Origin of the sequence: Allomuricauda sp. CP2A (genome assembly GCF_001683915.1) — a bacterium.
Classification (GTDB): domain Bacteria; phylum Bacteroidota; class Bacteroidia; order Flavobacteriales; family Flavobacteriaceae; genus Flagellimonas.
Genome location: NZ_LXTT01000053.1, coordinates 1 through 12,259, shown reverse-complemented (window position 1 = coordinate 12,259; position 12,259 = coordinate 1). Strand labels below are relative to the sequence as shown.

Here is a 12,259-nt window from a genome sequence, read left to right as displayed (position 1 = left end):
ATATTAGTCCAGCTGTTTTCACAATTATACTGGTTTTAATGGCACAGTAAGAAAACCGTAATCTACCTCGCCAAAAGTCCATTTCTGTCTTTTAACTTAATCTACAAAAATGAAAAACGTACTTCCTAGGTTTCAAAGACCTATTAAGAGTAAGGATAGTCCGCGCATGGACGTTTCTTACTGGACCAAAGCAATGAATGCTTACGATGCCAAAGAACATAGACTGGCATTGATTGAAACCATCAACTACATTAATTCCAAAGTATTGGAAGGCCAATCAACAGAAGGCGATATCCAAATTGTACAAGGGCAGGGTTCAGCAGAAATCCACATGTCCATCACAAAGGACACTTTTGCCATTAAGGCCCCTTTTGTGAAAATCACGGAGAAAACCAATAAAGTGGCCTTGTTCAGAAGGGCTGTGGAAATCAACTTTAATCCGTTGACCTTGGCCCAAATCCATCTCAAGGAGAATGCACTATGGTTCGAGTATGAAACGCCCATATCTCTTTGCCAACCCTATAAAGTGTATGACATATTAAGGGAAATAAGTGTGTATTCCGATCATTATGATGATGAATTCATAGACAAATACAAAGCAGGTTTCTACCAAGAGCCAAGAATTACTGCATTAACAGCGGATGAAAAAGAAAAAGTCTGGCAGCAGATAAGTGACATTTTGGAAGACTACAAAAATTATAGTGCTTTCTTTAAAGAGAAAAGGTGGGATGATTTTCAATGGGACATTATTGTGATTTCCATTTTGAAAATTGTGAATATGCCTTGTATCCATGGAACATTGAGAACCAAATTGGAGGAATATGTAGGCAATCTCTTTAACGGAAAAATAGATTTTAAGCATCGGATAGACAAAGGCGTGAATTTCATGCAAAAGCTTCTTGAAAAAACCAAGGAAGAATTTATGCAGGATATGTATCATGCGGAAGCACTGATCTCCCTAAAATGGCGCAGTTCCACCGAAATATTGCAGAATCATGCCAAGAACATGGAAAAATATGTGAATAGCTATGTAAAAGACAACAACAATTTAATGCTCTGCTACTATTTGCAATATTCCTTTCTAAAAATGATTTACAATTACAATTTAGAAGATCACCACCAAGATGCCATTTACCACGTTCTTGAAACAGTTTCGGGCAAAGAACTGCATGAGGCCAGACCCATACTGTTGAACACGTTTCATTACTTTTTGGACGGTAAAACAGGTGGTTTTGTCCATAAAACTGCCAAAAAAGGTCTTTTTTCAAAATTATTCAGCTAACAAGAAATAGATAGTAAAGTGGAAAACATAAAAAAATCAGTTTTTAAAATTATAACGGCATCCGGTACGGGAAGTGGCTTTGCCGTAAGTGGTCACAATCATGTCATTACAAATTACCATGTTGTGAAAGGAGAAAAAATAGTGGCCGTTGAAGACTATAAAAGAGATAGGTTTGTGGCCAATGTGGTCATGGTAAATCCGGAAGTGGACTTAGCCTTTTTATACATCGATGGATTTGAGAACACGCAGACCGATATTTCATTACAAGAAGAAATTATAATTGTAAACACCCAAAGAATTTTTATAAATGGCTACCCATTTGGAATGCCCTACACCATAACCGAAGGTATCGTCTCCTCTGTCAGCCAACCCATGGGCAGTAGAAACTATATCCAAACAGATGCAGCAGTAAACCCGGGGAACTCTGGTGGGCCCATGTTGAACGAGGCAGGAGTTCTTGTAGGGGTGACAACTTCCAAATTCAACAATGCGGATAATGTTGGGTTTGGAATCAAACATTCGGATGTCATAAAAGAGTTGACCGATTATTCGCTTCTGCAAAATACAGCTGCCGCTTTTAGCGTGAAATGTAATTCATGCGACAACTACACCTATCAAGAATCCGAGTTTTGTGCCAATTGTGGAAACACTATGGACATTTCTATTTGGGAGGAGTTTGAAAAAAGTCATTTTGCCCAATTTGTTGAAGGTGCATTGACAGATTTGGGCATCAATCCTGTTTTAGGAAGAGCAGGCAGGGACTATTGGCAGTTTCACCAAGGAAGTGCCTTGATACGGATTTTTGTTTTTAAACGGGATTACTTGGTCGCAACGTCCCCTATGAACAACCTGCCAAAACAAAATATTCAAGAACTGTTGACCCATTTACTCGAAAAAAATGTGGAACCCTATTACTTGGGCATTCACGAGAATCAAATCTATATTTCCTATAGGGTACATCTATCGGACATATTCACCGATCATGCTGAAACAATCAAAGAAAATCTCAAGAATTTGGCCTTGAAAGCAGATGATCTGGACAATTTCTTTGCGGATACTTTTGGTTGTGAAATGTCAATAGAATCCAAAGAGGCTTAAATTCTTTAAATAAAATTTGAATATCCGTAGTCAATCCTATAGACAATATCATTGTCAGGTCGAGGGCAGTAGAGACCTCATTTTTAAGATGTTGGGTTCAAATAACCTCTCGACTGCGCTCGAGGAGACAACATCTTATGATTGATTACGGACAATCAGTAATCAAAAAGTAACAAAGGGCTTGGAAACCAATTTTTTCAAGCCCTTTACATTGTAAGGCACCATTATTTCCTGAATGCCCGTAACGTTTTGATGATAATGGAAACACAATCCAACAACTGCTCATGGTTCATCACCAAAGGCGGTGCAAAACGAATAATATTGCCATGGGTGGGTTTTGCCAAAAGACCATTTTCTTTCAATTTCATGCAAATGTCCCAAGCGGTGGAACTGTCTTCCGTATCGTTGATGACAATGGCATTGAGCAATCCTTTTCCACGAACCTTGACCACCAGATCACATGTGGGAATAAATTTATTCAACTCTTCACGGAAAACCTCACCCAATTCATGTGCGTTTTCGGCCAACTCCTCCTCCTTGATCACCTCAAGGGCCGCCATTCCCACAGCAGCCGCAACGGGGTTCCCCCCAAAAGTACTGCCATGACTCCCCGGAGTTATGACTTCCATGATCTCATCATTGGCCAAAACAGCCGACACAGGATAAGCTCCTCCTGAAAGTGCCTTGCCCAAAATCAAGATATCGGGCTTCACATCTTCATGGTCTACGGCCAACATTTTACCCGTTCTACCTATTCCGGTTTGGACTTCATCTGCGATGAAAAGCACATTGTACTTATCACATAGGGCTTTGGCCTTTTTCAAATAGCCCTCCGAAGGCACATATACCCCGGCTTCGCCTTGTATGGGTTCCACCAGGAACCCAGCAGCATGTGGATTGCTTTCCAAAGCTTTTTCCAAAGCAACCAAATTATCGTACTCTATTTTTATGAACCCTTGGGTATACGGACCGTAATCTTCCTTGGCCACTGGATCATTGGAAAAAGAAATGATGGTTGTGGTTCGTCCATGAAAATTGTTCTCACAAACAATGATCTGCGCCTGGTTTTCCGGAATTCCTTTTTTTTGGTACGCCCATCTTCTACAAATCTTCAATGCAGTTTCAACGGCTTCCGCTCCCGTATTCATGGGCAAAAGTTTATCAAACCCAAATGTGGATGTGGCATACTCCTCAAAACGGCCCAACATGTCATTGTAAAATGCCCTTGAGGTCAAGGTAAGGGTTTTGGCCTGCTCCATCATGGCCCCAACAATCTTGGGGTGACAGTGCCCTTGGTTTACGGCAGAATAAGCCGATAAAAAATCATAATACTTTTTGCCTTCAACGTCCCAAACATACACACCTTCACCTCGGCTCAAAACCACGGGCAGCGGGTGGTAGTTGTGGGCGCCATACTTGTTTTCCAAATCAATCGCTTGCTGCGATGTCAAATGCTCTAAAACAGCCATTTTAAATAGTTTTAAATCAATAAAATAACCATTCCTACCTTACCTTTATTCTTTCGAAGTCTCGAAAAAGCAGCGTGGGAGAGAAATCATCCCTAGAAGTGTCCGCAAATTACAAATTATTCGTAGAAAAATACTTTTCCCCTGCTTTTTCAATAGCAAAGTTTAGGGGCAATTTAAGAAGCTGCCCCATGTCAAATACCAAAAAGAACTTACTTTTGCGCCATGCGGAAAAAGAACAGGAGACAGACATTTGAACAGGTCGAGGTCATAGATGCCGGAGCCAAGGGAAAATCGGTGGGAAAAGCCCCGGATGGCAGGGTGATATTTTTATCCAACGCAGTGCCCGGGGATGTGGTAGACGTTATGACGACCAAAAAAAGAAAAGCCTATTTTGAAGGGGTCGCCACCCATTTTCATACGCTTTCCCCAAAAAGAACAACACCCCAATGCGAGCATTTTGGGGTTTGTGGAGGTTGCAAATGGCAGCACATGGCCTATGAGCACCAATTGCATTTCAAGCAAAAAGAGGTGGAGAACAACTTAAAACGTATTGGAAACCTGGAATTACCAGAAATCACTCCCATTTTAGGTTCAAAAGAACACTATTTCTACCGAAACAAGATGGAATTTTCCTTTTCCAATAGCAGATGGCTTACCCAAGAGGAAATCAATTCCAAAATTGACATTGAGGACAGAAATGCATTGGGCTTTCACATTCCCGGAATGTGGGACAAGATTCTGGACATTAAAAAATGCCATTTACAGCAAGATCCTTCCAATGCCATCCGACTCGAAACAAAAAACTTTGCCAACAAAAATGGGTTGTCCTTTTTTGATCCCAGAAAGCAAGAAGGCCTTTTGCGGACATTGATGATCCGGACCACCTCCATAGGGGAAATTATGGTTCTGATTCAATTTTATGAGGACAATTTGGAACAACGCGAACGTTTATTGAACCATTTGCAAGAGGTTTTCCCTGAAATCACAGCTTTGCTGTACGTCATCAATTCCAAACAAAACGATACCATCTATGACCAAGAAGTCGTCTGTTTTTCAGGGCGCGATCATATTGTTGAGGAAATGGAAGGCCTTCAATTCAAAATCAATGCAAAATCGTTCTACCAGACCAATTCGGAACAAGCTTACGAGCTGTATAAAGTGGCAAGGGATTTTGCCAATCTCTCAGGAAATGAGGTGGTGTACGACCTTTATACCGGAACAGGTACCATTGCCCAGTTTGTGGCCAAAAAGGCAAAAAAAGTCATCGGTGTGGAATCCGTACCCGAGGCCATTGAAGACGCCATTGCCAATGCAGCGCACAACAACATTTCCAATGTGGAATTTTTTGTGGGTGATATGAAAAATGTCTTCAATACCTCGTTCATTGCCCTGCACGGAAAACCCGATGTCATTATTACCGACCCTCCGAGGGATGGCATGCACAAAGCTGTGGTGGAGCAACTGTTACAGGTGGCACCGGCGAAGATTGTCTATGTAAGTTGCAATAGTGCCACACAGGCCCGGGACCTTGCCTTGATGAAAGAAGTGTACAGGGTGAGCAAGGTGCAGCCCGTGGATATGTTTCCACAGACCCATCACGTTGAAAATGTTGTACTTTTGGAAAAACGGGTATAATTTTTGATTTTAAAACCTGCATAACTCTGGAATGAAAAAAATCCTCCCCATCTTACTTATCGCTGCTCTGCTTGTCTATGTTTCATCTTGTGAAAAAGATGATATCTGTGTGGATGGCGACACCCCGCTTTTGGTCATTGGCTTTTTTGATATTGAAGATACCACTGTGGCAAAAGAAGTCCCTTCACTGCGCATAAGGGCCATTGACAATGACAGTATTTTAGATAATGATAGCTTTAATGATAGGGCCGATTCACCAGATTCCTTGCTTGTTCCCTTGCGGATAAATGCCACAAACACCTCCTACGAGTTCATTTTGGACTCCGGGGATGATGAAGAAACCGAAATGGAAACCGGGGATATCGATCCTTTGACCATTTCCTACACAACCAGTGAAGCTTTTGTTTCAAGAGCCTGTGGTTTTGTGGTCAATTATGATGGTTTATCAATAACATTACAGGAAAGTGAGAACAACTGGATTCAAGACATTCGCATAGTGCAACCAACTGTAGAAAATTCCAACAATATCCATGTCAAAATATTTCATTAGTCTTTTTATCCTATCCCTTCCTTTGTTGCTGAAGGGCCAAAGCAAGCCTATAGATCTTCAAGCCAAGGATACCGTGGAATATAAGGATGAATTTGGCCTTCGTATCGGTGCAGACCTAAGCAGGTTGACGTTTTCCTTTATTGATGAGGATTATACGGGACTCGAACTTGTGGGCGACTACCGACTCACTCGAAAACTGTATGTCGCTGCTGAAATTGGTAACGAAACAAAACTTCAGGACGAGACTTTGGGGCACACCCTTTTGTACAGATATGAAACCTCGGGAAGTTATATTAAAGCTGGTGTGGACGTTAATACCTATGAAAACTGGTTCGGCATGAACAACGCCATTACCATTGGCGGACGCTATGCTGTTGCCAGTTTTAGCCAAACCCTGAATGACTACAACATTTTTGAGAGCGACCATTTCTTTAATCCCGATTTTTTACCCGGTTCCGACCCCAATGTGGAGTTCACTGGACTCAGTGCTTCATGGTTGGAGTTTGTTATGGGGATAAAAGCTGAGCTTTTTGCCAATATTTATATTGGCATGAGTGCGCGCTTGGGCTTTTTGGTCACGAACACAGAAAATGAGCGTTTTCCCAATCTTTGGATTCCGGGGTTCAACAAGGTGACGGATGGCAGTAATTTTGGCGTGGGCTATAACTATTCCCTTACCTACTTTATTCCACTTTATAAAAAGTCAAAAAAGAAGAAGGAAACCAACAATCAAGAACCAGAATGAAAAATAACCTAATCAATTATGTGGAATTTAAGGCCAAGGACCTTCAGGAAGTGAAAACATTCTATTCCAAAGTCTTTGGATGGACCTTTACCGATTATGGCCCGGATTACACCGCTTTTTCCAATAGTGGTTTGGAAGGCGGGTTTGAAAAAACCGGAGAAAAAATCGTAAATGGAGCTCTTATAGTGCTTTATCACGATAATCTTGAGGACATTCAACAAAAAGTCGTGCAAGCTGGTGGAAGCATTGTAAAAGATATTTTTTCCTTTCCGGGCGGACGGCGATTTCATTTTGAGGATCCATCGGGCAATGAGCTGGCCATATGGTCTGACAAGTAACCGCATTGGATTTTCTTGGAAAAGATGGATTGAAATAAAAAAGAGCCTGCTTAGCAGGCTCTTTTTCGTCTGTGATTAATTTGAGTTAGTTAGCAATCTAAATTTTTTTGAGTTAGTTAGCTTGCTTCTTCAAGTGCTCAAATGTAAACATTTTGGTAAACTTAAGTAAATTTTAAGTTAACATTGATTTCTTTTTCAAGATAGCATTTATCAACTGTCCTTAAATTTTGCCTTCTTACTGCCTTCATACATTTCATAGTGCACCAATCGGGCCTCCAATTTTCCGTTGAAAGCCTTTATCTTACGAGACGGTCTTAGCCCAACATGTTTTAAAGCTTCCAAGTTGGAAGTAATCAGCCAAGCATTTGTTCCTGGATAGTTTTGCTTTAGGGTATCCCCTATTTTGGTGTAAAACTCCTCCATTTCAATGGGCAGTCGTTCGCCGTAAGGCGGATTGAACACCATATGCAGCTTTCCATCAACAGGCTTTTCCGTTTTAAAAAAATCCTTCCGTTCTATGGTTATGTATTCGGACAGGTTGGCATTATCAACATTTTCCTGCGATTTTCGCACAGCAGAAGCGGCTTTGTCATATCCAATGATCTTATGATGGAATTCCCTGGTCTTGTTTAAACTGGCGTCCACAATTTTTTTATGGAGCTCCGCATCATAATCCTGCCAATTCATAAAGGCGTATGATTCTCTATTGATATTTGCCGGAATATTACAGGCTATCATACCCGCTTCAATCAAAAAAGTGCCACTACCGCACATGGGATCCAGAAAATCCGTCTGTCCATCCCAACCGCTCTTCAAAAGAAGGCCTGCGGCCAACACTTCGTTAATGGGTGCTATGTTGGTCAGGATTCGATACCCCCGTTGGTGAAGGGAGGCCCCGGAACTGTCCAATGAAACCGTACAATCATTTTTATGGATATGAATGTTGATGCGCACATCGGCATCCTGTGAATTTACATTGGGACGCTGCCGAACCGCCGCCCGAAACTTGTCCACAATCGCATCTTTGGCTTTCAATGACACAAACATGGAGTTGTTGAAAACCTCTGAACTCATGGTGGTGTCAATGGCAAAGGTTTTGTCTTGATGAAATAGACTTGGCCAATCCAAATCATAGACATTCTTGTAAAGGTCCTTTTCATCATAAACCTTAAAAGTAGCTATTGGTTTTAAGACCTTTAACGCTGTTCGCAAACAAAGATTGGCCTTATAGAGAAATCCCGTATCCCCTTCAAAGGTTACATTTCGCACACCTTCCTCCACAAGCCCTGCACCCAAATTTCGTAGTTCTTTTGCAAGAAGCGGTTCAAATCCAAAAAGGGTCTTGGCCAACATCTTAAAATTTCCTGCCATTTTTTCTTCAAGTCTTTCCACAAAAATAGGCTATTTTTAACCCTTCAACCCAGCTTATGGATTTTCCTTTTTTAATCGTGTTCCTAATCCCCATCGTGGCTGTTTGGGCCAGTTTTCTCTTTGTTTGGGTCGTAAAGCCCAAAAATACAAGCAACATAAAGCTATTGTTGGCCTTTAGTGGTGCATTTTTGTTGGCCTTGACTTTTTTTGAACTACTTCCCGAAGTATATGAGGGCCACGACCCTAAAACCATCGCCTTATTTATTCTGGCTGGAATATTACTTCAGGTGTTCCTGGAGTTCTTTTCCAAAGGTGCGGAACACGGGCACATGCATTTTGATCTTCAGGAAAATAAATTTCCTTTTTTGCTTTTCTTGAGCCTTTGCATTCATGCTTTGGTGGAAGGAGTTCCCATTCATGGCAATGACCCTATTTTATACGGGATTATCATCCATAAAATCCCTGTAGCCATAATTCTCAGTACTTTTTTGATCAATTCCAAGATGAAATTGGATTGGGCCTTGCTCTTTGTGGCTCTTTTTTCATTGATGACCCCCATGGGCAGCTATATAGCCACTCAATCTGAATGGGTGGGCAATTATGGACATATTTTAACCTCATTGGCCATTGGGGTGTTCCTGCATATTTCAACCATTATCCTTTTTGAAAGTTCTCAGGGACATGCATTTAATTTGAGAAAGCTCGTGGTCATTATCCTTGGGGTTGGAATTGCTTATTTGGTGTAGATACTTACTTTTTACTAGCACCACTCTTTAAGCTGTAAAGTAGTATCTCAAATTATTGAATCAATTATGATTCCTCTAACCAAAAACCAATGACTAATAGCCCCACCCAGCACAAAAAAGTGCCAAATTAAATGGTTAAACGGGATTTTTTTGACGGCATAAAAAAGGATTCCCACAGTATAAAAAGCACCTCCCAAGGTTAGATAAAATAAGCCCGTAGTAGACAGGTTTTGAACCAAATAAGGCAAATCAATCACAATGATCCAGCCCATGACCCCATAAAGCACAAGGGAAAAAACTTCAAATCTACCCGTAAAAAAAAGCTTTAGGATAGTCCCGAACAACGCGATTCCCCAAACCAAATAAAACAACAGCCACCCTTTGGATGGCAAAAGCACCGTAAGACAAACGGGAGTGTAGGTACCGGCTATCAAATAGTAAATACTGATATGGTCCCATATACGGAGTTTCTTTTTCAGCTTTGGGTTTTGTACCGAATGATATACCGTTGATGCTGTGAACAACAGTGCCAGAGACAGGCAATAGACCCAAACACTTCCGTATAGGTAGGGTGTCGCCGATACATCTTTTTGAAATAAAAATACACTGCCCACCAAGGATAATATGACCCCCAACGCATGGGAATATGCATTTAATTGTTCCTCAAGTAAAAAAGATTTGGATTTGGATTTCAATGTCAAGGCAACCTATTTATAGCGTTTCCCATGTTTAACAACCACATCCACATCTTGAAGCAAACTAATGTACCGCAATACATCACCTTTTACGGCAATAATATCGGCATATTTTCCGGGAGTGACAGTCCCAACTTCATCAGCAACACCCATCCAAAGCGCAGGCCAATAGGTGGCTGAGCGTATGGCATACATGGGGTCAATGCCAAACTCGTTTACCCAAACATCAAGCTCGTTCCATGTGGATTGACTGTGGAACTTCATGGGAATGCCACTATCGGTGCCAATCAATAAAACAACACCTGCATCCAATAATTGTTGGACTTTGGTCTGTAAAGTTGGTCTTCGGGAAGGTGTCAATTGAAAATAAGGAAGCCTGTCCGGGTGCTTAAAGCTGTTTTTGATATCGGTAATCACACTATCCGGCAATCCCAAATGCCATGAGTCATTGTCCAATGCTTCTTGATTATCCCTTAAATACTCGTAATTGTAGAGTCCTTCCACGGTAGGGCACCAAAACATGGGTCCCTTGTTCATCTGGGCAGTACGTTCTTCAATCAGTTTTATGATATCATCTGGGTAGCTCGGGGCTGATGATAGGCCCGTATGTTCAAAACAATCCACTCCCACTTCCAATCCCCTTCTGATTTCCTCAGGTCGATGTCCATGTGCGACAACTTTTAAATTATGCTTATGTGCCTCGTCCACAACAGCACTGAGCTCTTCCATTGTCATCTGGTCATGATCAATGAGTTTGATAACATCCACACCCGCACTGGCCAATTTTCTGATTTTTTTTCGACCATCTTCTGGGCTGGACACCCCCCATCTAAAATCTTCAGTTCCAGGATAGGGCTCATGCTGAATAAACGGCCCGGAAACATATAAGGTTGCCCCTGGTATTTTTCCAGAATTGATGGCATCCCGTACTGCAATACTTTCTTCAAGAGGAGCCCCCAAATCCCTGGCACTTGTAACCCCAGCCAACAATAATTGATGGGCCGAAGCAGGCATGATGACATCTTTAAACAAGGGAGGATAGGTCTTGTCCCAATACCCATAGTCGGCATGGCCATTGATCATGGTGTGCACATGCATATCCCAAAGGCCGGGCAATACACTCATCCCTTCAGTGGATATCACTTCTGCGTTGGCAGGAACAGTGAGGGTTTCTACGGTACCTACAGCCTTAATGCGTTCCCCTTCAATAAGGACAACACTGTTTTTGATGGGGTCGGAGCCATATCCATCTATCAATGTCCCCCCTACCAAAGCTTTCAGTTGGTTTTCTTGGGAAAACACACAAAGTGTGATCAGTAAAAAACAGAAGGTTAATTGAGATTTCCACATGGCTGGTTTTGTTTTTGCTAAAGATAATGCATATAAACAAAAAAAGCCCGATACAAAAGTATCGGGCTTTCAAGGAAGGCGGCTACCTACTCTCCCACCTGGTGTGGCAGTACCATCGGCGCAAACGGGCTTAACTTCCCTGTTCGGAATGGAAAGGGGTGGGCCCCGTCGCCATGGCCACCTAGATCTTAATGCCAAACTTTTACACTGAGCGAAGTCGAAGTGTGTTTTGGCATCTCCTTGCACGTTACGGGAGGTTCCCCGTTAAAGGACAAGGCTTGGATATCTTATAATATGACATAATATGGGACGGACCTTGCGGTCGCCAAAAAAGAGCCAACGAAGTGTATGTTATCAAGGGGCTTGCGAGGGCAGATGCGCAAGCTTACGGGCAATTAGTACCGCTCGGCTGCATGCATCGCTGCACTTCCACCTGCGGCCTATCGACGTGGTCGTCTCCCACGGCCCTTTAAAGAGATCTCATCTTGTGGCGGGTTTCGCGCTTATATGCCTTCAGCGCTTATCCCATCCCGACTTAGCTACCCGGCGATGCCCCTGGCGGGACAACCGGTGCACCAGCGGTCGGTCCAGTCCGGTCCTCTCGTACTAGGACCAGGTCCACTCAAATCTCTAACGCCCGCAGTAGATAGAGACCGAACTGTCTCACGACGTTCTGAACCCAGCTCGCGTGCCACTTTAATGGGCGAACAGCCCAACCCTTGGGACCTTCTCCAGCCCCAGGATGTGACGAGCCGACATCGAGGTGCCAAACCCCCCCGTCGATGTGAGCTCTTGGGGGAGATCAGCCTGTTATCCCCGGCGTACCTTTTATCCTTTGAGCGATGGCCCTTCCATGCGGAACCACCGGATCACTATGCTCTAGTTTCCTACCTGTTCGACCTGTATGTCTCACAGTCAAGCGCCCTTGTGCCATTGCACTCTGCACACGATTGCCAACCGTGTTGAGGGCACCTTTAGAA

Annotated in this window: 11 protein-coding genes and 2 rRNA genes; 7 read left to right on the top strand and 6 right to left on the bottom strand. The window is 42.7% G+C overall.

All coding sequences use genetic code 11. The features are described from left to right. Window positions 1–109: 109 nt before the first annotated feature. Window positions 110–1,282 carry a YbjN domain-containing protein gene (locus A7D14_RS06925; RefSeq protein ID WP_141673265.1) on the top strand — a complete coding sequence of 391 codons (1,173 nt, stop codon included), beginning with the start codon at window positions 110–112 and terminating at the stop codon, window positions 1,280–1,282. Between the two features lie 18 nt (window positions 1,283–1,300). Next, window positions 1,301–2,380, top strand: a complete 1,080-nt coding sequence (locus tag A7D14_RS06920; protein WP_067031958.1) for a trypsin-like peptidase domain-containing protein — start codon at window positions 1,301–1,303, stop codon at window positions 2,378–2,380. 224 nt (window positions 2,381–2,604) lie between these two features. Here the strand turns inward: A7D14_RS06920 and rocD are convergent, their stop codons facing one another. Next, on the bottom strand, window positions 2,605–3,849 hold the full coding sequence (gene rocD, locus A7D14_RS06915; RefSeq protein WP_067031955.1) for an ornithine--oxo-acid transaminase: 1,245 nt from the start codon (window positions 3,847–3,849) through the stop codon (window positions 2,605–2,607). Between the two features lie 222 nt (window positions 3,850–4,071). Here rocD and rlmD point away from each other — a divergent pair, with 222 nt between their 5' ends. Genes rlmD through A7D14_RS06895 form a run of 4 tightly spaced genes read left to right on the top strand, consistent with a single transcriptional unit; the run spans window position 4,072 to window position 7,117 of the window. Next, the gene (gene rlmD / locus A7D14_RS06910; RefSeq protein WP_067031952.1) at window positions 4,072–5,484 is read left to right on the top strand and encodes a 23S rRNA (uracil(1939)-C(5))-methyltransferase RlmD; all 1,413 of its coding nucleotides are present in this window, start codon (window positions 4,072–4,074) and stop codon (window positions 5,482–5,484) included. Window positions 5,485–5,515: 31 nt separating this feature from the next. Further along, complete coding sequence (locus tag A7D14_RS06905) at window positions 5,516–6,034, top strand: DUF6452 family protein (RefSeq protein ID WP_067031949.1); 519 nt, start codon at window positions 5,516–5,518, stop codon at window positions 6,032–6,034. Continuing rightward, window positions 6,015–6,779, top strand: a complete 765-nt coding sequence (locus A7D14_RS06900; RefSeq protein WP_067031946.1) for a DUF6048 family protein — start codon at window positions 6,015–6,017, stop codon at window positions 6,777–6,779. The genes A7D14_RS06905 and A7D14_RS06900 overlap by 20 nt, the downstream gene beginning before the upstream one ends. Next, window positions 6,776–7,117, top strand: coding sequence for a VOC family protein (locus A7D14_RS06895; protein ID WP_067031943.1), 342 nt, complete (start codon window positions 6,776–6,778; stop codon window positions 7,115–7,117). The genes A7D14_RS06900 and A7D14_RS06895 overlap by 4 nt, the downstream gene beginning before the upstream one ends. 210 nt (window positions 7,118–7,327) lie before the next feature. Here A7D14_RS06895 and A7D14_RS06890 read toward each other — a convergent pair whose 3' ends face one another. Further along, a complete protein-coding gene (locus tag A7D14_RS06890) occupies window positions 7,328–8,488 on the bottom strand; it encodes a class I SAM-dependent RNA methyltransferase (RefSeq protein WP_067031940.1) in 1,161 nt (386 codons plus the stop codon). A 56-nt stretch (window positions 8,489–8,544) separates the two neighbouring features. Between A7D14_RS06890 and A7D14_RS06885 the strand changes: the two genes are divergently transcribed. Then, window positions 8,545–9,234: a ZIP family metal transporter gene (locus A7D14_RS06885; protein ID WP_067031936.1), complete on the top strand. Its 690-nt coding sequence runs from the start codon at window positions 8,545–8,547 to the stop codon at window positions 9,232–9,234. A 47-nt stretch (window positions 9,235–9,281) separates the two neighbouring features. Here the strand turns inward: A7D14_RS06885 and trhA are convergent, their stop codons facing one another. The 4 genes from trhA to A7D14_RS06865 form a co-directional block, all read right to left on the bottom strand. Next, complete coding sequence (trhA, locus tag A7D14_RS06880; protein WP_255307404.1) at window positions 9,282–9,935, bottom strand: PAQR family membrane homeostasis protein TrhA; 654 nt, start codon at window positions 9,933–9,935, stop codon at window positions 9,282–9,284. Window positions 9,936–9,941: 6 nt separating this feature from the next. Further along, window positions 9,942–11,279: an amidohydrolase family protein gene (locus tag A7D14_RS06875; RefSeq protein ID WP_067031929.1), complete on the bottom strand. Its 1,338-nt coding sequence runs from the start codon at window positions 11,277–11,279 to the stop codon at window positions 9,942–9,944. 73 nt (window positions 11,280–11,352) lie between these two features. Then, a 5S ribosomal RNA gene (gene rrf / locus A7D14_RS06870) occupies window positions 11,353–11,464 on the bottom strand. Window positions 11,465–11,654: 190 nt separating this feature from the next. Next, window positions 11,655–12,259, bottom strand: a 23S ribosomal RNA gene (locus A7D14_RS06865); the annotation flags it as partial.